Origin of the sequence: Variovorax sp. PMC12, from assembly GCF_003019815.1 — a bacterium.
Classification (GTDB): domain Bacteria; phylum Pseudomonadota; class Gammaproteobacteria; order Burkholderiales; family Burkholderiaceae_C; genus Variovorax.
Genome location: NZ_CP027773.1, coordinates 5,462,436 through 5,482,166, shown reverse-complemented (window position 1 = coordinate 5,482,166; position 19,731 = coordinate 5,462,436). Strand labels below are relative to the sequence as shown.

The 19,731-nt window shown below is 66.4% G+C and carries 17 protein-coding genes; 7 read left to right on the top strand and 10 right to left on the bottom strand.

The features are described from left to right. The first annotated feature begins 117 nt into the window (after positions 1 to 117). From fliL to fliR, 7 genes are read left to right on the top strand one after another with little or no spacing between them, the layout of a single operon-like run. A complete protein-coding gene (gene fliL, locus C4F17_RS25730) occupies positions 118 to 621 on the top strand; it encodes a flagellar basal body-associated protein FliL (RefSeq protein WP_106937125.1) in 504 nt (167 codons plus the stop codon). A gap of 27 nt (positions 622 to 648) precedes the next feature. Beyond that, the gene (gene fliM / locus C4F17_RS25725) at positions 649 to 1,653 is read left to right on the top strand and encodes a flagellar motor switch protein FliM (protein ID WP_081265883.1); all 1,005 of its coding nucleotides are present in this window, start codon (positions 649 to 651) and stop codon (positions 1,651 to 1,653) included. Then, the gene (fliN, locus tag C4F17_RS25720) at positions 1,646 to 2,107 is read left to right on the top strand and encodes a flagellar motor switch protein FliN (protein ID WP_081265884.1); all 462 of its coding nucleotides are present in this window, start codon (positions 1,646 to 1,648) and stop codon (positions 2,105 to 2,107) included. The genes fliM and fliN overlap by 8 nt, the downstream gene beginning before the upstream one ends. After that, the gene (gene fliO / locus C4F17_RS25715; protein ID WP_106937124.1) at positions 2,104 to 2,610 is read left to right on the top strand and encodes a flagellar biosynthetic protein FliO; all 507 of its coding nucleotides are present in this window, start codon (positions 2,104 to 2,106) and stop codon (positions 2,608 to 2,610) included. The genes fliN and fliO overlap by 4 nt, the downstream gene beginning before the upstream one ends. Beyond that, entirely contained in the window at positions 2,607 to 3,365 is a 759-nt protein-coding gene (gene fliP, locus C4F17_RS25710; RefSeq protein ID WP_081265886.1) for a flagellar type III secretion system pore protein FliP, read from the top strand. The genes fliO and fliP overlap by 4 nt, the downstream gene beginning before the upstream one ends. A gap of 13 nt (positions 3,366 to 3,378) precedes the next feature. Then, entirely contained in the window at positions 3,379 to 3,648 is a 270-nt protein-coding gene (gene fliQ / locus C4F17_RS25705) for a flagellar biosynthesis protein FliQ (RefSeq protein WP_081265887.1), read from the top strand. 8 nt (positions 3,649 to 3,656) lie between these two features. Then, on the top strand, positions 3,657 to 4,442 hold the full coding sequence (gene fliR, locus C4F17_RS25700) for a flagellar biosynthetic protein FliR (RefSeq protein ID WP_199851993.1): 786 nt from the start codon (positions 3,657 to 3,659) through the stop codon (positions 4,440 to 4,442). A gap of 7 nt (positions 4,443 to 4,449) precedes the next feature. Here the strand turns inward: fliR and C4F17_RS25695 are convergent, their stop codons facing one another. The 10 genes from C4F17_RS25695 to C4F17_RS25650 all read right to left on the bottom strand — a co-directional run bounded on the left by C4F17_RS25695 (position 4,450) and on the right by C4F17_RS25650 (position 19,631). Beyond that, complete coding sequence (locus C4F17_RS25695; RefSeq protein ID WP_106937122.1) at positions 4,450 to 5,574, bottom strand: 3-deoxy-7-phosphoheptulonate synthase; 1,125 nt, start codon at positions 5,572 to 5,574, stop codon at positions 4,450 to 4,452. A gap of 46 nt (positions 5,575 to 5,620) precedes the next feature. After that, positions 5,621 to 6,832 (bottom strand): flagellar hook-associated protein FlgL, encoded by a 1,212-nt coding sequence (gene flgL / locus C4F17_RS25690; RefSeq protein WP_106937121.1) that lies wholly within the window; start codon positions 6,830 to 6,832, stop codon positions 5,621 to 5,623. A gap of 34 nt (positions 6,833 to 6,866) precedes the next feature. Beyond that, a complete protein-coding gene (gene flgK, locus C4F17_RS25685) occupies positions 6,867 to 8,819 on the bottom strand; it encodes a flagellar hook-associated protein FlgK (protein WP_234382380.1) in 1,953 nt (650 codons plus the stop codon). Positions 8,820 to 8,926: 107 nt separating this feature from the next. Further along, entirely contained in the window at positions 8,927 to 10,657 is a 1,731-nt protein-coding gene (locus C4F17_RS25680; protein WP_106937120.1) for a methyl-accepting chemotaxis protein, read from the bottom strand. A 99-nt stretch (positions 10,658 to 10,756) separates the two neighbouring features. Beyond that, positions 10,757 to 12,487: a methyl-accepting chemotaxis protein gene (locus C4F17_RS25675; protein WP_106937119.1), complete on the bottom strand. Its 1,731-nt coding sequence runs from the start codon at positions 12,485 to 12,487 to the stop codon at positions 10,757 to 10,759. Positions 12,488 to 12,545: 58 nt separating this feature from the next. Beyond that, the gene (locus C4F17_RS25670; protein WP_106937118.1) at positions 12,546 to 14,243 is read right to left on the bottom strand and encodes a methyl-accepting chemotaxis protein; all 1,698 of its coding nucleotides are present in this window, start codon (positions 14,241 to 14,243) and stop codon (positions 12,546 to 12,548) included. A 27-nt stretch (positions 14,244 to 14,270) separates the two neighbouring features. After that, a complete protein-coding gene (locus C4F17_RS25665) occupies positions 14,271 to 15,863 on the bottom strand; it encodes a methyl-accepting chemotaxis protein (RefSeq protein WP_081265893.1) in 1,593 nt (530 codons plus the stop codon). Between the two features lie 39 nt (positions 15,864 to 15,902). Beyond that, entirely contained in the window at positions 15,903 to 16,424 is a 522-nt protein-coding gene (locus tag C4F17_RS25660) for a chemotaxis protein CheW (RefSeq protein ID WP_106937117.1), read from the bottom strand. Between the two features lie 20 nt (positions 16,425 to 16,444). After that, positions 16,445 to 18,049 carry a methyl-accepting chemotaxis protein gene (locus tag C4F17_RS25655; protein WP_106937116.1) on the bottom strand — a complete coding sequence of 535 codons (1,605 nt, stop codon included), beginning with the start codon at positions 18,047 to 18,049 and terminating at the stop codon, positions 16,445 to 16,447. 16 nt (positions 18,050 to 18,065) lie between these two features. Beyond that, complete coding sequence (locus C4F17_RS25650; RefSeq protein ID WP_106937115.1) at positions 18,066 to 19,631, bottom strand: methyl-accepting chemotaxis protein; 1,566 nt, start codon at positions 19,629 to 19,631, stop codon at positions 18,066 to 18,068. Positions 19,632 to 19,731: the final 100 nt, after the last annotated feature.

Here is a 19,731-nt window from a genome sequence, read left to right as displayed (position 1 = left end):
GGCGCCCTCACCGGTGCCGCGCAATGAACGGATGTGAAGCGTCTTTTCGCGCTTGTTCGGCCGTTCATCCAGGAGGGACTTCGCAAAGAATAGATCGGACAAGTTAAACGCTTCACCATGGCTACCTCCTCTTCCGCCGCCAACGCCATTCCCGCCGAACCGGGCTCACGCCGCTCCTCGAAGCTGATGATCGGGCTGCTGCTCGCCGTCGGCCTTGTCGCCGTGGGCGCGGCCGCCTACGTGCTCGTTCCCCGCTTCATGGGCACGCCCGCCACCGCCGAGACCGCCAAGGCGCCGGTGCCCGAGAAGCCGATCTATCTGATGCTCGATCCGGTGACGGTCAACCTGCAGTCCGAGGGCCGCGGCCGCTTCCTGCAGGTCGGCATGGCGCTGCGCGTGCGCGACGAGCAGACCAAGGCCCAGCTCGTCGAGTTCATGCCCGAGGTGCGCAGCCGGCTGCTGATGCTGCTGTCCAACCGTTCGCCCGACTCCGTCGTGTCGCCGGAAGACAAGGCCAGGCTGGCCGAGGAGATCCGCAAGGCGCTGAGCACACCGCTGAGCGCCGGCGCGCCCGAACTGGGCATTGCCAGCGTCTCGTTCAACACGTTCGTCGTGCAGTGACCACCCCTTCCTCCAGACAAGCGACCCATGGCGTATGAACAGGTGCTTTCCCAGGACGAGGTCGATGCTCTCCTGCAAGGCGTCACCGGCGGAGACATCGACCAGTCGTCGGCCCCGCCGCCCCCGCCCAAGGACGGCCTGCCGGCCTACGACCTCGGCGCGCCCGACCGCGTGGTGCGCAACCGCATGCACACGCTGGAGGTCATCAACGACCGCTTCGCGCGCGGCCTGCGCGGCGCGCTGCTGAACTTCATGCGCCGCAGCCCCGACATCTCGGTGGGGCAGGTCCAGATCCAGCAGTTCGGCGAGTTCGTGCGGCACCTGCCGGTGCCAGCGAACATCAACATGATCCACATGAAGCCGCTGCGCGGCACGGCCCTCTTCGTGTTCGACCCGAAGCTGGTGTTCCTCGTGGTGGACAACCTCTTCGGCAGCGACGGCCGCTACCACGTGCGCGTGGAAGGCCGCGACTTCACGCGCACCGAGCAGCGCATCATCAAGCGGCTGCTCGACATCTCGCTGCAGTGCTACGGCGAGGCGTGGCAGCCCGTGTTCCCGCTCGACTTCGACTACGTGCGCGCCGAGATGCACGGCAAGCTCGCCAACATCGTGGCGCCCAACGAGGTGGTGATCAACACCACGCTGCAGATCGAGTTCGGCCCCATCGGCGGCTTCCTGCACGTGTGCCTGCCCTACTCGATGATCGAGCCGATCCGCGACCTGCTGTCCAACCCGATCCAGGACGAGGTCGAGATCGACAAGCGCTGGGTCAAGCAGATGTCGCGCCAGATGCAGGCCGCGGACGTGGAGCTGGTGGCCGACTTCGTGACCATGCCCTCGACGCTGGGCGAGGTCATGAAGCTGCAGGTCGGCGACGTGATTCCCATCGAGCTGCCCGAGACCGTCGTCGCCAAGGTCGGCGGCGTGCCGGTGATGGAGTGCGGCTACGGCACCTCCAACGAGCGCTACGCACTGCGCGTGCAACAAATGATCTCCCACCAAGACAGCGATTTGAAGAACGACCATGACTGACAACAACTCTTCCGCCAGCAGCGACGCGGACGACTGGGCCGCCGCCTTGGCCGAGCAGACGGCCGCCACCGCGCCCGCGCCGGTGCAGGAAGCCCAGGCAGCCGCAGCCGCCGCCGTGGCACCCGCCACCGCGCAGGTCTTCCAGCAGATCCAGGACACGCCCGCCGCCGCCAACCCGGGCGCCGGCCCGGTGGACATCGCGCGCGTGCTCGACGTGCCGGTGCAGCTGACCGCCGAGATCGGCCGCACCCGCATCACCATCAAGAACCTGCTGCAGCTGTCGCAGGGCTCGGTGGTCGAGCTCGACGGCCTGGCCGGCCAGCCGCTGGACGTGCTGATCAACGGCTACCTGATCGCGCAAGGCGAAGTGGTGGTGGTGAACGAGAAATACGGCATCCGCCTGACCGACATCGTCACCCCGTCCGAGCGCATGCAGAAGCTCGCCCGCTCATGAACCTGCGCCGGCACCTGCCTGCATGGGGCGCGGCGGCGCCGGCCCTGCTGTTGTTGTTCTGCGCACGGGGCGCGCACGCCGCGCTGCCCACCGTGCCCTCGCCCACGCACGAAGCCGCCGCGGCCGCGCCGTCGGCCGTCGGTGCCGGCAGCCTGCTGCAGGCCGGCTTCGGCATGGCGGTGGTGGTCGGGCTGATCTTCCTGTGCGCCTGGCTCGCGCGCCGCTTCGGGCTGCAGCGCCTGGGCGGCGGCCAGCATGTGAAGGTGGTGTCCAGCGCCATGGTCGGCCAGCGCGAACGCGTGGTGGTGATCGAGGTTGCCGGCACCTGGGTGGTGCTCGGCGTTACCGCGACCCATGTGAACACGCTGCACACGCTGCCTGCCCAGGCATCGGCCCCGGACCACCATGCCGCGGCGCAGGCCGCCGGCACGAACAGTCCGGTCGAACTCTTTGCCCGCAAGCTGCGCGAATCCCTCTGGGGCAAGGCGCACTCCGCTCCATGACGCATCCCGCCTTGCGCCGCGGCCTGCGCGCCGCGTTGTTGCTGCTCGCCGCCACGCTGCCCCTGGCCGCCTGGACCCAGGGCCTGCCCGGCCTCACCAGCACCCCAGGGCCCGCCGGCAGCCAGACCTGGTCGCTGAGCGTGCAGACGCTGGTGCTGCTGACCTCGCTCACCTTCCTGCCCGCGCTGCTGCTGTCGATGACCAGCTTCACGCGCATCCTGATCGTGCTCGGCCTGCTGCGCACGGCCATCGGCACGCAGACCTCGCCGCCCAACCAGATCCTGGTGGGGCTGTCGCTTTTCCTCACCTTCTTCGTGATGTCGCCGGTGTTCGACAAGGCCTACACCGAGGCCTACCAGCCCTTCTCGGAGAACAAGATCAGCGCGGAAAAGGCGCTGGAGCGCGGCATCGCCCCCTTCAAGACCTTCATGCTCAAGCAGACCCGCGAGACCGACCTGGCCCTGTTCGCCCGGCTCGCCAAGGCGCCCGAGATGCAGGGCCCCGAAGACGTGCCGCTGCGCATACTGCTGCCCTCCTTCGTCATCAGCGAGCTGAAGACCGCGTTCCAGATCGGCTTCACCATCTTCATCCCGTTCCTCATCATCGACCTGGTGGTGGCCAGCGTGCTCATGTCGATGGGCATGATGATGGTGCCGCCCGCGTCCATCGCGCTGCCCTTCAAGCTGATGCTCTTCGTGCTGGCCGACGGCTGGCAGCTGATGATCGGCGCGCTCGCGCAAAGCTTCTATCTCTAGGCAGGACCGCCACATGACACCCGAATCAGTCATGACCATGGGCCATCGGGCCATGGAAATCTCGCTGCTGCTGGGCGCCCCGCTGCTGCTGGTGGCGCTCGTCATCGGCCTGATCGTCAGCATCTTCCAGGCGGCCACGCAGATCAACGAGGCCACCCTCTCCTTCATTCCCAAGCTGCTCGCCGTGTTCGCGACGCTGGTCATCGCCGGGCCGTGGATGCTCGACCGCATGCTCGACTACATGCGCGCGCTGTTCGCCGGCATCCCGCAGATGCTGGCGTGACGCCTTCGATCTTCTCCGTCACTTCGGGCCAGCTTGAGGGCTGGGTGGTGGCCTTCCTGTGGCCCTTCGTGCGCATGCTCGCGCTGGTGAGCACCGCGCCCATCTTCGCGGAGTCCTGGGTGCCGAGGCAGGTCAAGGTGGGCATCGCCGCCATGCTCACGCTGGTGATCTCGCCGCTCATCGGGCCGTTTCCCGCGGTGCCCGTGGTGTCCGCCGGCGGGCTGTGGATCATCGTGCAGCAGGTGCTCATCGGCGTGGCCATGGGCTTCGCGATGCGGATGGTGTTCACCGCCGTGCTGGCGGCGGGCGAATACATCGGCCTGCAGATGGGCCTGTCGTTCGCGTCCTTCTACGACCCCATGAGCCGCGGCAGCACCATGGTGGTCTCGAGGCTGCTGAACATGCTGGCGACGCTGATCTTCCTTGCGCTCGACGGTCACCTGCTGATCGTGAACGCTCTGGCCGACAGCTTCGCCACGCTGCCCATCTCGGACGGGCCGCTGGTGGCGGGAGGATGGATGTTCCTGGTGCTGGCAGCGGGAGAGATCTTCGCCAGCGGGCTGCTGCTGTCGCTGCCGCTCATCACCGCGCTGCTCACGCTGAACCTGGCCATGGGCATCCTGAACCGCGCGTCGCCGCAGTTCAGCATCTTCGCGGTGGGCTTCCCGCTCACGCTGCTGGCGGGCATCTTCATGCTCCAGCTGCTGATGCCGAACCTGGCGGCGTTCCTGGAACCGCGGTTCGCGCAGGGGATCGCGAACATGCTGCGGTTCACGCAGGGGCTGCGGCCCTAGCTCTAGCCTAGCCCTTGGCCGACCGGCGCCGCGCCTTGACCGCCGTCGCCAGCCCCTCGAGCACCGGCACTGTCTGCGCGAAGCCGATGCAGGCATCGGTGATCGAGACGCCGTGCTTCAGCGGAACGCCCGGCGACAGGTCCTGCCGGCCTTCCTCGAGATGGCTCTCGATCATGATGCCGGTGATGCGCCGCTCGCCGGCCGCGATCTGCGCGGCCACGTCTTCGGCGACCACGATCTGCCGCTGGTGCTGCTTGCTGCTGTTGCCGTGCGAAACGTCGACCATGACCTGGGGCCGCAGGCCGTTCGCCAGCAGCGCCTCGCAGCTGGCCGCGACGTCCGCCGCCGAGTAGTTGGGCGCCTTGCCACCGCGCAGGATGACGTGGCAGTCGTCGTTGCCGCGCGTCTCGAAGATAGCGGCCATGCCCATCTTGGTCATGCCCATGAAGGCATGCGGCGCGCGGGCCGCGAGGATGGCGTCGGCCGCGACCTTCACGCTGCCGTCGGTGCCGTTCTTGAAGCCGACCGGGCAGCTCAGGCCGGAGGCGAGCTGCCGGTGGCTCTGGCTCTCGGTGGTGCGCGCGCCGATGGCACCCCAGGCAATCAGGTCGGCAATGAACTGCGGGCTCAGCAGGTCGAGGAATTCGGTGCCGGTCGGCAGGCCCAGCGTGGTCAGCTCGAGCAGCAGGCGCCGCGCGCGCTCCAGGCCCTCGTTGATGGCGAAGCTGCCGTCCAGGTGCGGGTCGTTGATGTAGCCCTTCCAGCCGACGGTGGTGCGCGGCTTCTCGAAGTAGGCGCGCATCACGATCAGCAGGTCGTCCTGCAGCGAATCGGCGACCTTCTTCAGGCGCTGTGCGTATTCGATGGCCTGGTCGTGGTCGTGGATGGAGCAGGGGCCGACCACCACCACCAGCCGGTCGTCGCGGCCGTGCAGCACGTCGGCAATGGCCGCGCGGCTGCCTTCGACCAGCGCCAGGGTGTTGTCGCGCACCGGCACGCGCTCCTGCAGCAGCGCGGGGGTCATGAGCGGACGGACGGCGCCGATGCGCACGTCGTCGATGCGGGTGGTGTCCAGCGTGCTGTCGCGGGAGCCGATTTCTGCGTCGTGGAGGGGGTCGTCTAGGCGGGGCATGGTCGTGGGGTGTCGAATGGAACTCCCCCGATTGTCCCCCCGCCGCTCACAGGTAGTTGAATAGCGAAATGCTGTTCAGCTTGGCGAAGGTCATCTGCGTTGCCTGCAGCGAAGACTGGCGCTGGTAGAACTCGGCGATCGCGCTGTACGGGTCCAGGTCTTCGATGGAAGACAGGTAGGACTCTTCCTGCAGCTTGCGCGAGGCACCGCCGCTGTCCAGCGCATCGAGTTCCGTCTGCCGCGAGCCGACCGAGGACAGCACCGTCAGCACGTTGTCGTGCGCATTCGTCACCTTGCGGTTGGCCGTGGCCAGCGCGTTCTGCAGTTGCGCCTGGGCGGCCTCGCCGCCGCCGGCCAGCGGCGTGCGCAGCGCGGTCACCAGCTGGCCGATGGCCGCGAACACGTCGGTGCCGGCGTTCTGCGCGGTCGACACGTCGAAGCTGTCGCCATCCGCCGGCTTGCCGGTGAACTTGACCTGCACGCCGCCGAAGTTGACGGGCGAGCCCGCCGTGTACGCACCGGCGCCGGCCACCACGGGCGGCACGTCCTTGGTCATCACGGTGTAGTTGCCACCGTTGAAGGTGATGGTGAAGTCCTTGCCGTAGTTCGTTGCCGTGGCGTCGGCGATGCTGATGGAGCCGAACACGGCGCTGCCGGTGTTGCTGGCCGCGCTCGATGCCACGTAGCCCGCGCCGCCCTGCACCGACTGGAAGATGCTGCGGCCGTCGTCGCCCGTGGACATCTGGCGCGACACGTCGACCTGCATCAGCCGCTGGCCCTGGTCGCCCACGTACTGCACGCCGCCGCCGGCGGCCGCCACGAACGGCGGGCTGCCGCTCTTGAAGCCGGCAAACAGGTACTGGCCGTTGCCGTCGTCGGTGTTGGCCACGCCCACCAGCTGGTCGTAGGCGCTCTGGATGGTGGTGGCGAGCGAGGCGCGGTCGGCATCGGTGAGCGTGCCGTTGCCGGCGTTCACCGTCAGCGTCTTGATGTTCTGCAGGATCGAAGTCACCGAGTTCAGCGCGTTCTCTTCGGTCGACAGCGCCAGGCTCGCGCGCTGGCGGCTGGTGGCGTACTGCGCGTTTTCCGACAGCGTCTGGCTGACGCCCAGGGAGCGCGCCGCGCCGACCGGGTCGTCGCCGGCGGACAGGAACTTGGAATTGGTCGCCAGCTGCTGCTGGACCTTGAACAGCTTCTGCTGCTGCAGGCCCATGGCGCTGACGTTCTGCTCGTAGAAGGATGAGGTGCTGATGCGCATCGCGGCTCCTGATTCTGTGCTTCGGTGAAACGGCTCAGCTGCGGATGCCGAGGATCGCGTCGAACATGGTCGAGGCGGTCTGGATCACCTTCGCGTTGGCCTGGTACATCTGCTGGAACATCAGCAGGTTGGCGGTTTCCTCGTCCTGGTTGACGCCGGAGACGGCTTGCTGGCTGGCCTTGATCTGGCCGGTCACGCTGTCTTGCGTGGCCGCCGCCACCTTCACGGCCATGGCCCGGTTGCCGACTTCGCTGACCAGCTGCGAGTAGGCGCCGTTGAAGGTCGACGTGCCGTTGGCCATCACGGCCTTGCGCTGCAGTGCGCCCAGCAGCAGCGCATTGCTGCCGTCGGACACGCCCGAGGTGTTGTTCTTGATGGTGAAGGTGTCGCCCTGCGCAGGCGCGCCGGTCATGCTGACGGTGACGCCGTCGAAGCTCATCTTCGCGCCGGCGCTGTAGGGCACGGGCGTGCCGGCCGGGTAGTTGGTGGTGGTGCCGTTGGGCAGCGTCACCGAAACGGCCGATGTCGCGGGAAAGCCCGTCAGGTTGCCCGTGGCGGCGTCGAAGCTCAGCGTGACCGTGCCTGCCAGCGGCGTGCCGGGGTAGGAGGCGTCGACGGTCGCGGTGCCCAGCGCGGCGCTGCCCTTGTTGCCCGCGGTGTTGCCGGTGACGAGCGGCGACGCGGCCGCCACCTTGGCGGGGTCGCGCACCGCCACGTCGAGGTCGCGCGCGCCGGTGCGGGTCGGCTGCACCAGGAACGAGTCGCCGGCCTGCGCGGTGCCGCTGGCGGCGGTGAGGCTCACGCCGTCGAAGTTGATCGGGAAGGCGGTGAAGCTGCCCATCGACGTCTTGTCCGACAGCCGCGTGACCGTGTAGGTGAGCGTGCCCGACACGTTGGTGACGCTGACGTCGTAGTCGCTGGTCGTGAGCTTCGAGGCATCGGTCAGAGACGCGCCGATTTCGAGGTTGCCTGTGTTCTTTGCGTTGGACATCACGCCCGGCACCGCCTGGTTGAAGAAATTCTGGCCCAGCGCGCCGTTCAGGTCGACGCCCAGCTTGTGCTGTGCATTGACCGCATCGGCCACCGACATGGCGAGCCGGCCGATGGAATTTTGCGTGGGAATGAGGGTTTCGCTGCGGAAGGTCATGAGGCCGCCAAGCACGCCGCCCTTGAAGGTGCCGTCGTCGAGCTCGGCGGTGTTGCCGCCGAAGCCCTTGAGCGCCACCGCCTTGCGGGTGGGGTCGGCGGCCGAGTTGACCGAGACCATCTGGGAGGCGTAGTCCCCCACCACCAGCGACTGGCCGGTGGCGATGAACACGTTGTACTTGCCGTTGTCCTGCTGCAGCACCTTGACGTCGACCACCTGGCTCAGCTGGCTCACCAGCAGGTCGCGCTGGTCGAGCAGGTCGTTCGGCGGCTGGCCGCTGGCCATGGCCGTGGCCTGGCTGATCTGCTGGTTCAGGCCGGCGATCTTGCTGGCGTAGGTGTTGATCTGGTCGACGCTGCCGTCGATCTGCTCGTTCACCGACGAGTTCAGGTCCGACAGGTACTGGTCGGTCGAGCGGAACTTGCTGGCCAGCGCCTGCGCGGAACTGATCATCTGCTGGCGCGCGGCGGGGTCGGCCGGGGTGTTGGCCACGCCCTGGATGCTGGTGAAGAAGTTCTGCATCAGCGCCGAAATGCCCGAGGTCTTGTCGGCCAGCAGGGTGTCGATGCGGTTGATCTGCGTGCCGTTGGTGGCCAGCGCGACCGAGTTCGACTGCGCGCTGGCAAGCTGAGCGGTCAGGTAGCGGTCGTAGCTGCGCGAGACGGTCGTGACGTTGGCGCCCGTGCCGATGTAGCCCGAGCCGCTGGAAATGGCGCTGCCCGTGGCGATCTCCGCCACCTGGCGGCTGTAGCCGGCCGTGTAGACGTTGGCGGTGTTGTGGGCCGTGGTCATCAGCGCGGTGCGGGCGACGCCGAGGCCGCTCAGACCTGTGTAGAACATGCTTCCGGACATAAGGCTTTACCTGTCAATTGGAGAGTGTGTTTGGCGCCGCGAAGACGCCTTCTTTGTATCTATCGGCAGCGCCGGACAAAACTTGAGGGCCGGAGTCAGAACTCGGTCCAGTCGCCCTTGGCGTCGCCGGCCATGGCCAGTTGCGGCGCCGGGCCGCCGCCCGGCTCGCGGCGCGTGGGCAGCGCCTTGGCCGGACGCTTGGCCGCGGCAGGCGCCGGTTTGGCCGGCTTGGCGATGGGGGTGATGCGGGTGAAACCGGGGCGCGCGGTGGCAACGGCGTTGCCGTCGAGCTTGAAGATGCTGACCGTCTGCACGAGGCTGCCGGCCTGCTCCTGCAGCGACTGGGCGGCGGCCGAAGCCTCTTCCACCAGCGCGGCGTTCTGTTGCGTCACCTGGTCCATCTGCGTGATGGCCTGGTTGATCTGCTCGATGCCGGAGGTCTGCTCCTGGCTGGCCGCAGTGATCTCGCCCATGATGTCCGTCACGCGCTTCACGCTGCCGACGATCTCGTCCATGGTGCGGCCGGCTTCTTCCACCTGCTTGCTGCCCTCTTCGACCTTCTCCACCGAGTCGCCGATGAGGGTCTTGATTTCCTTGGCTGCTGCTGCCGAGCGCTGTGCGAGGCTGCGCACTTCCGATGCCACCACCGCAAAGCCGCGGCCTTGTTCTCCTGCGCGGGCGGCTTCCACCGCCGCGTTCAGCGCCAGGATGTTGGTCTGGAACGCGATGCCGTCGATCACGCCGATGATGTCGACGATCTTCTTGGACGACGCATTGATCGAGCCCATGGTGTCGACCACTTGAGAGACGACGCTGCCGCCCTTCACCGCGACTTCCGAAGCCGATACGGCCAGCTGGTTGGCCTGGCGCGCGTTGTCCGCGTTCTGCTTGACGGTCGAAGTCAGCTCTTCCATGGACGCAGCCGTCTGTTCCAGCGAGCTCGCCTGTTCCTCGGTGCGCGAAGACAGGTCCTGGTTACCTGAGGCGATCTGCCCTGAAGCCGTCGCGATCGTCTCCGTGCCGGTACGCACTTCGCCCACCACCTTCGCCAGGCTCTCGTTCATGTTCTTGAGCGCCTGCATCAGCTGGCCCGCCTCGTCGCGGCTTTCCACCTTGATGTTCGTGCTCAGGTCGCCGGCCGCCACGGTCTCGGCCACCTGCAGGGCCTGCCCCAGGGGTCGCACGATGCCCAGCGTCAGGCGCCAGGCCAGCAGCGCACCCAGCAGCAGGCCGATGACCGACAGCGCCAGCAGCGTGATCTCGCCGTTCGCGTGGTCGACCTCGATGCCCTTGGCCAGCTCGTCGATGCGTTCACGCTGGTATGCCGCGAGCCTGGCGACGATATCTTCGTAGACGACGAGCGAAGGCGCCCATTGGTTGTCGGCCATCTGCATGGCCTCCTCGTCTTTGCCCTCGGTCTTCAGCTTGTTGATCTGGGCGATGGTCACCACAGCGACCCCGCGCGCAGCGGCCGCCTCGGCATACAGCTTCTTCTCTTCCGGGGAGGTCAGCAGTTCCTCGAGCTTCTTCTGCACCGGATTGATCAGCACCGATTTGTCGACCCGTGCCTTCTCGAAGAACGCGACCGCCTTGGGATCGGTCGCCTTGACCATCGCGAACGAGTTCGCGATCGCCGGTCCGAGCAGGTTGGACCACTGGCTGGCAAGGCGCTCCTTGACCAGCGCGTTCTGCATCAGATCTTCCGTGGCCTTGCCCACCTTGCCCAGGCGCAGCATGCCCGTGGCCGCGATGGCCGCCATCAACAGCAGAACCACCGCGAAGCCGAAGCCCAGGCGGGTGCCGATTTTCAGATTCTTCAAATTCATTTGGCTTCTTCTTTCTCGGAACTGGAGCAAACCCGCCGCGGGATGCGGCGCCATGGGTTCGTTATCGGCACGGATGCGGCAAGGTTGAACACCCGAAGATCAAAATTCCGTCCAGTCGCCCTTGGCGTCGCCGGCCATGGCCAACTGCGGTGCGGGGCGGCCACCCGGCTCGCGGCGCGAGGGGAGCGCCTTGGCCGGACCCTTCGGTGCCGGCTTGGCCGCGGCGGCGGGCCTGGGGATCGGCGTCAGGCGCGTGAAGCTGGTGCGCGTGGCCAGGGCATTGGCATCGAGCTTGAAGATGCTGACGGACTGCACGAGGCTGCCGGCCTGCTCCTGCAGCGATTGCGCCGCAGCCGAAGCCTCTTCGACCAGCGCCGCGTTCTGTTGCGTCACCTGGTCCATCTGCGTGATGGCCTGGTTGATCTGCTCGATGCCGGAGGTCTGCTCCTGGCTTGCCGCAGTGATCTCGCCCATGATGTCCGTCACGCGCTTCACGCTGCCGACGATCTCGTCCATGGTGCGGCCGGCTTCTTCCACCTGCTTGCTGCCCTCTTCGACTTTCTCCACCGAGTCGCCGATGAGGGTCTTGATTTCCTTGGCTGCTGCTGCCGAGCGCTGTGCGAGGCTGCGAACTTCGGAAGCAACGACCGCGAAGCCGCGGCCTTGTTCCCCAGCGCGGGCGGCTTCGACAGCCGCATTGAGCGCCAGGATGTTGGTCTGGAAGGCGATCCCGTCGATCACGCCGATGATGTCGACGATCTTCTTGGACGACGCATTGATCGAGCCCATGGTGTCCACCACTTGAGAGACGACGCTGCCGCCCTTCACAGCGACTTCCGAAGCCGACACAGCCAGCTGGTTGGCTTGCCGCGCGTTGTCGGCGTTCTGCTTGACGGTCGAGGTCAGCTCCTCCATCGAAGCAGCCGTCTGTTCCAGTGAGCTGGCCTGTTCCTCGGTGCGCGAAGACAGGTCCTGGTTGCCCGAAGCAATCTGGCTGGACGCCGTGGCGATCGTGTCCGTTCCCATGCGCACTTCGCCGACGATCTTCGAGAGGCTGTCGTTCATGCCCTTCAGCGCTTCGAGCAACTGGCCGGTCTCGTCGGTCGTGCGTGCCTCGATGCGGCTGGTCAGGTCACCGGCAGCTACCGACTGCGCCACCTTCACCGCTTCCGACAGGGGCCGCGAGACGATGCGTGCGATCCACAGCGCGAGCACCAGGCCCAGCGCCACGCTGCCCAGCAGCAGGCCGAGCACCCAGAGGCGCGCCTGCGAATAAACGCCGTCGGCAGTCTGGCCGGCGCGGGTCGCACCGGCCACGTTGATCTCGGTCAGCTTGTCGAGCATCGTGTTGATCTCGCGGGTCAACTGCAGCGACTTGCCGCGGATAAGCGCGTTCGCCTGCTCGTTCTCCTGCGTGTGGGAGATCGCGACGATCTTGTTGTGCTCGACCGCGTACTGGTTCAGCAGCTTCTGGAGTTCCGGGTAGATCTCGCGTTCTTCCGGCTCGGTGATGAGGCTCTCGTACGTGGTGCGGTTCTTCTGCAGGTTGGCCCACGTCTCGTCCATCGCCTTTTCGTACGCGGCCATCTCGTCGTAGGAACCCGAAAGGATGTGTTGCATCTCCTGGGTGCGGTAGCGCGACACCAGGTTCTTCATTTCGAGCAGCGAGCGCGTGGCAGGCATCCAGGTGGTCGACATTTCGGTCGACATGTCATGGACCTTGCCCAGTTGCATCACCGCGATGACACCGACGCAAACCGTCAACACGAGGACGGCGATGAAAGACACAAGCAGCTTGGTGGCTATCTTGAAGTTGTAGAAAGTTTTAATGATTTTTCCTTGTGGCTCTGGAGCCGATTCGTGGGTTGTCGCGTCGGGCGCGTTCCTCTCAGAACTCGCGCCAGTCGCCGGCGCCCGCCACAGCGAGCTGCGGCACGGCGGGCAACGATGATTTGTCGTCCTGCGCGGCCGGCAATGCCTGGGCGCGCGCGCCGGACTCGGCTTGGTGGCCCGCTTCCAGCTTGAAGATGCTGACGGCCTGCACCAGGCTGCCCGCCTCTTGCTGCAGCGACTGGGCGGCGGCCGAAGCTTCTTCGACCAGCGCGGCGTTCTGCTGCGTCACCTGGTCCATCTGCGTGATGGCCTGGTTGATCTGCTCGATGCCCGAGGTCTGCTCCTGGCTCGCTGCGGTGATCTCGCCCATGATGTCGGTCACGCGACGCACGCTACCGACGATCTCCTCCATCGTGCGGCCCGCCTCGGCGACCTGCTTGCTGCCTTCCTCGACCTTCTCCACGGAGTCGCCGATCAGCGTCTTGATTTCCTTGGCTGCTGCTGCCGAGCGCTGTGCGAGGCTGCGCACTTCCGATGCCACCACCGCAAAGCCGCGGCCCTGCTCACCCGCACGGGCCGCTTCCACCGCCGCATTCAGCGCCAGGATGTTGGTCTGGAATGCGATGCCGTCGATCACGCCGATGATGTCGACGATCTTCTTGGACGACGCATTGATCGAGCCCATGGTGTCGACCACCTGAGACACGACGCTGCCGCCCTTCACGGCAACTTCGGAGGCAGACACAGCCAGCTGGTTGGCCTGACGTGCGTTGTCCGCGTTCTGCTTCACGGTCGAAGTCAGCTCTTCCATCGAAGCAGCCGTCTGCTCCAGCGAGCTTGCCTGCTCCTCCGTACGCGACGACAGGTCCTGGTTGCCCGAAGCGATCTGCCCCGAAGCCCTGGCAATGGTTTCGCTCGAATCCTTGATCTTCCCGACGATCGAGGTCAGCTGCACCTGCATCTGCTTGATGGAATGCAGCAGGCTGCCGTCACGCGCGGCGTCGGCCTCCACTGCCAGCGACAGGTCGCCGTCGGCGATGCGGCCGACCACGTCGGCGGCGTACTGCGGCTCGCCGCCGAGTTGCCGGCCGATCAGGCGCGCCACCACCACGCCCAGCCCCACGCTGACCACGATGCCGGCCAGTGCCAGCACCAGCATCATCAGCCGCGAGGTCTTGTAGGTGTCGTCGGCATGCTCCGCACGCGCGCGCGCCAGGTCCTTGCTGTGCGCGACCATGCCCTTGAGCACTTCTTCCAAGCCGCGCGATTCCTTCAGCAGGCGCGCGCTGTCCTCGGTCACCTGGTTGTCGAACTGCGAGCTGTCCAGCGGCTGCTTGTTCACCAGCGCCACGAAGTCGTTCATGTGCTTGCCCAGCGGGCCGACCAGGCCTTCGAACTGGCTGAAGAGCTTCGTGCCTTCCTCGGTCTCGCCGAAGAACGACTTGACCTCGGCGGCGCGCGACGAGAGGCTTTCCATGGAAGCCTTGAGCTCGTTCGCACCCGCGTTGCGTTCACCGCGCGTGCCGGCCGACAGCAGCGTCATCTGGGCGCGGCTGGCGTACAGCAGGTGGATGTTGGCTTCCTGCACGGCCTGCAGGGCGCGAAGCTCGTTGGCGTAGAGCTCTTCGGTCGAGGCGCTGATGCGCCCCATGTGGAAGATGCCGAGCGCGCTCACCGCCGCGCCGATGGCGGCGACCACGAGAAAGCTGAGGATCAGCCGGACGGTGACGCGAAGATTCTGGAACCACTGCATGTCTTTTTTTCCGATTTGTGCTGCTGCTTATGCAGTGAGTGCCAGCCGATGCGCCGGGACGGCAGCGCGGCTGCCTTCCAGGCGAAACACGCCGACCACCTGCGACAGGCTGCTTGCCTGCTCCTGCAGCGATTGAGCTGCCGCCGAAGCCTCTTCGACCAGCGCCGCGTTCTGTTGTGTGACCTGGTCCATCTGCGTGATGGCCTGGTTGATCTGCTCGATGCCCGAGGTCTGCTCCTGGCTTGCAGCGGTGATCTCGCCCATGATGTCCGTCACGCGCTTCACGCTGCCGACGATCTCGTCCATGGTGCGCCCGGCTTCTTCCACCTGCTTGCTGCCCTCTTCGACCTTCTCCACCGAGTCGCCGATGAGGGTCTTGATTTCCTTGGCTGCCGCTGCCGAGCGCTGCGCGAGGCTGCGGACTTCGGAAGCGACGACCGCAAAGCCTCGACCTTGTTCGCCCGCGCGGGCGGCTTCCACCGCCGCGTTCAGCGCCAGGATGTTGGTCTGGAACGCGATGCCGTCGATCACGCCGATGATGTCGACGATCTTCTTGGACGACGCGTTGATCGAGCCCATCGTGTCGACCACCTGCGAGACGACACTGCCGCCCTTCACCGCGACTTCCGAAGCCGACACAGCCAGCTGGTTAGCCTGCCGTGCGTTGTCTGCGTTCTGCTTCACCGTCGAAGTCAGCTCTTCCATGGAAGCAGCCGTCTGCTGCAGCGAACTCGCTTGATGCTCCGTACGCGAAGACAGGTCCTGGTTGCCCGAGGCGATCTGCCCCGAAGCCGTCGCGATCGTCTCCGTGCCGGTACGCACTTCGCCCACCACCTTGGCCAGGCTCTCGTTCATGTTCTTGAGCGCCTGCATCAGTTGGCCCGTCTCGTCGCGGCTTTCCACGCGAATGTCGACGCTCAGGTCGCCGGCCGCGACGGTTTCAGCCACCTCGACGGCGCGCGCCAACGGCCGCACGATGCTGCGCGAGATAAGGAACGCGAGGATCGCGCCGATCACCACGGTCGCCAGCGTCAGGAACAGCCGCAGGTTGAAGCTGCGCGTATTCGCCGCGTCGATCCTGGCGCTCATGTCGTCGATGGCCTTGCGCTCGATCGACAGCAGTTCGAGCACCCGGTTTTCATAGGCCTTGGCCGCGGGCTGGAAGCTTTCCTTGAAGACGCGCGCGGTTTCCACCGTGTCGCCGCCCGCCTTGGCCTTGCCCACTTCCTCCTTGGCCGCCTGGTACTTGGCGCGCAGCTCGATGATCGACTTGAAGGTGGCCTTCTCCTCGTCGGTCACCAGCAGCTTCTCGACCTTGGCGATGGTCTGCGACCCCTTTTTCACGCTGTCGGAAATGACGTCGGCGAAGACGACCGGCAAGCTCTCGTCGGTGGTGCGCGCGATCATCGACGTGCGTGCGATGGCCGAGTAGGTCAGCACATACCAGTCGGCAATCAGCCGCTCCTTCGCCAGCGGGCTTTCCATCATCACCCGCGTGGCTTCCGCGTTGCTGCGCGCGGAGAAAAGCGCGAAGGCGGTGGAAAGCACCACCAGTCCGAGGACGACGGCAAAGGCCGCGGCAAGCCGCGTGCCGATGCGCAGGTTCGAGAAGAAGTTCATGGTGCGGGCGTTGGATGGAGAAGGCGGGGCGGCAAGAAATCAGGCGGTGGCCGCCGCTTCGATGAGGCCCATTTCCTGGCTCGACATGAGCCGGTCGATGTCCACCAGGATCAGCATCCGCTCTTCCAGCGTGCCCAGCCCGATCAGGTAGTCCGCGTCCAGCACCGAACCCATCTCCGGCGCCGGCTTTATCTGCTCGGCCGACAGCGTGATCACGTCCGACACGCTGTCCACCACCATCCCCACCACGCGACCGCCGATGTTCAGCACGATCACCACCGTGAACTGGTCGTACGTCGGGTCGCCCAGCTTGAACTTGATGCGCATGTCGATGATCGGGACGATGATCCCGCGCAGGTTCACCACCCCCTTGATGTACTCCGGCGCGTTCGCGATCCGCGTCACCGCGTCGTAGCCGCGCAGCTCCTGCACCTTCTGGATGTCGATCCCGTATTCCTCTTCGCCCAGCTTGAACGTCACCACTTCCAGGCGGCTGCCGCCCGTGGAAGGCGACGGCGCCGAGGCGGCTTGTTGCAAGGGGTCTTTTGCCTTGGTCAGCATCTGTTCTCTCCGGTTTGAAATTAATGGGTCTCGGCCACTTCGGCCCTGAACACGCGCACGGCCCTGACCAGGCCGTCGGCCTGCTCCTGCAGCGACTGCGCCGTGGCCGAAGCCTCCTCGACCAGTGCGGCGTTCTGTTGCGTGACCTGGTCCATCTGCGCGATGGCCTGGTTGATCTGCTCGATGCCGGAGGTCTGCTCCTGGCTCGCGGTGGTGATCTCGCCCATGATGTCGGTCACGCGGCGCACGCTGCCCACGATCTCCTCCATCGTGCGGCCCGCTTCCGCGACCTGCTTGCTGCCGGCTTCGACCTTCTCGACGGAATCGCCGATCAGCGTCTTGATTTCCTTGGCTGCTGCCGCAGAGCGCTGCGCGAGGCTGCGCACCTCGGCTGCCACCACGGCAAAGCCTTTGCCCTGCTCGCCGGCGCGTGCGGCTTCCACAGCGGCATTCAGCGCCAGGATGTTGGTCTGGAAGGCGATACCGTCGATCACGCCGATGATGTCCACGATCTTGCGGGACGACGCATTGATCGAGCCCATGGTGTCCACCACCTGCGACACCACGCTGCCGCCCTTCACCGCCACTTCCGAGGCCGACACGGCCAGCTGGTTCGCCTGGCGCGCGTTGTCCGCGTTCTGCTTCACCGTGCTAGTGAGCTCTTCCATCGAGGCCGCCGTCTGCTCCAGCGAACTGGCCTGCTGCTCGGTGCGCGAAGACAGGTCCTGGTTGCCCGAGGCGATCTGGCTCGAGGCCGACATCACGCCCGCCACGTTGGTGCCGACGTCCGCAACGATCGCGAACAGGTTCGCGCTCATCTGGTTCAGCGCGCGCAGCAGCCCCGTGATCTCGTCGCCGCGACGGATCTCGAACTTGGCAAGATCGCCGCCGGCAATGGCCCGCGCCACATGCAGGGCCTCGTCGAGCGGACGGAAGACGGTACGGCCCAGGAACTGCCCGAGCCCCAGCCATGCGAGCGCTAAGCCCACGCCGCCGGCCGCCGCGGCACCGGGCAGCCAGCTGTGCGCACCGGCGGAAGCGACCAGCCGGCCCGCTTCCATCCAGCCCGCAATGCCCAAACCGAACGACAGCAGCGCGGCCGCCGTGGTCACGCCGAACACGCGCTGGCGCACCGGTATGCGCCGCAGCTGCGCCAGCGGGTTCATCCAGCCGCGCTGTACCACCTGCCCCTGCTGCAGCGTGATGCCCTTGGCGCCGCCTTCGCGCAGGCGGCGGTAGAGCGCATCGGCCTCGGCCACGTCAGCGCGGTCGGGCCGGCTGCGCACCGACATGTAGCCCTGTACGCGGCCGTCGCGCCGGATCGGCGTGACATTCGCGAGCACCCAGTAGAAGTCGCCGTTGCTGCGCCGGTTCTTGATGAGGCCGGTCCAGGGCAGGCCCTGCCCCAGCGTCTGCCACAGGTCGGCAAAGGCTTCGGGCGGCACGTCGGGATGGCGCACGATGTTGTGCGCCTTGCCCATGAGCTCGTCCACGGTAAAGCCGCTGGCCTCGACGAAGGCCGGGTTGACGTACGTGATGCGACCCTTGAGGTCGGTGCGGGACACCAGGGCGGCGTCCTTCGGGAGTTCGTATTCGATGCCGGTGACTGGTAGATTGACACGCATGATCCGGGCCTCGCTTTCAGGCCAGGGCCAGTTGATTGCGGCCGAGCTGGAACACGCCGACGACTTGCGACAGGCTGCCTGCCTGCTCCTGCAGCGACTGGGCGGCGGCCGAGGCCTCTTCGACCAGCGCGGCGTTCTGCTGCGTCACTTGGTCCATCTGCGTGATGGCCTGGTTGATCTGCTCGATGCCGGAGGTCTGCTCCTGGCTCGCTGCGGTGATCTCGCCCATGATGTCCGTCACGCGCTTCACGCTGCCGACGATTTCTTCCATCGTGCGGCCCGCCTCGGCGACCTGCTTGCTGCCTTCCTCGACCTTCTCCACGGAGTCGCCGATCAGCGTCTTGATCTCCTTGGCTGCTGCTGCCGAGCGCTGTGCGAGGCTGCGCACTTCCGATGCCACCACCGCAAAGCCGCGGCCCTGCTCACCCGCACGGGCCGCTTCCACAGCCGCATTCAGCGCCAGGATGTTGGTCTGGAATGCGATGCCGTCGATCACGCCGATGATGTCGACGATCTTCTTGGACGACGCATTGATCGAGCCCATGGTGTCGACCACTTGCGACACGACGCTGCCGCCCTTCACGGCAACTTCCGAAGCAGACACAGCCAGCTGGTTGGCCTGACGTGCGTTGTCCGCGTTCTGTTTCACGGTCGAAGTCAGCTCTTCCATCGAAGCAGCCGTCTGCTCCAGCGAACTGGCCTGCTGTTCCGTGCGCGAAGACAGGTCCTGGTTGCCCGAGGCGATCTGCCCCGAAGCCGTCGCGATCGTCTCCGTGCCGGTACGCACTTCGCCCACCACCTTGGCCAGGCTCTCGTTCATGTTCTTGAGCGCCTGCATCAACTGGCCCGCCTCGTCGCGGCTTTCCACGCGAATGTCGGCGCTCAGGTCGCCGGCCGCCACGGTCTCGGCCACTTCCAGCGCGTGGCCCAGCGGGCGCACGATGCCCACGCTCAGGCGCCAGGCGAACAGCGCGCCGAGCACGACGGCGATGCACGCCAGCACGATCAGCGTGGTGCGGCCCGCCATGTAGTCGGCACCGATGCGCTTGGCGGCGGCATCGATCTTCTCGCGCTGGTGCTGGGCCAGCGCCTCGACGGCGCCGCCATACACGCCCAGCGCTTCGCTGAACTTGGTGTCGACCAGCGTGTTCGCTTCGGCGAGCTGGCCGCTGTCCTTGAGCTTGTTGAGCACGCCCACCGTCTCGAGCACCACGGCGCGCGAGGCCGACACCCTGGCATACAGCGCCTTCTCCTCCGGCGTGTCCAGCATCGATTCGAGCTTCTTCTGCGCCGGGCTGATGCGTGCCGAGCCGGCCGCCTGCAGCTTGGAGAAGTAGGCGGCAATGGCGGGATCGGTGGTCTTGACCATCGCGAAGTTGGCCACCGTGTTCGACCTGAGGTTGCTCAGCCATTCGTTGGCCAGGCGCTCCTTCACCAGCGCCTTCTCCACCATCTCGTCGGTGGCATGGCCCACATTGGTCAGCCGCAGCACGCCGGTGCCGGCAATGAAAGCCATCAGCAGCAGCATCACCGCGAAGCCGAGCCCCAGGCGCGTGCCGATTTTCAGATCCTTCAAACTCATCGCTCTCTTCTTTCAATAACGGGAGACGGCGGCTGTTGCACGCAAAGCGGCAACGCCGTCATCCTGTTATCGGCATCGGATCGCCAGACTTGAGTCCTTT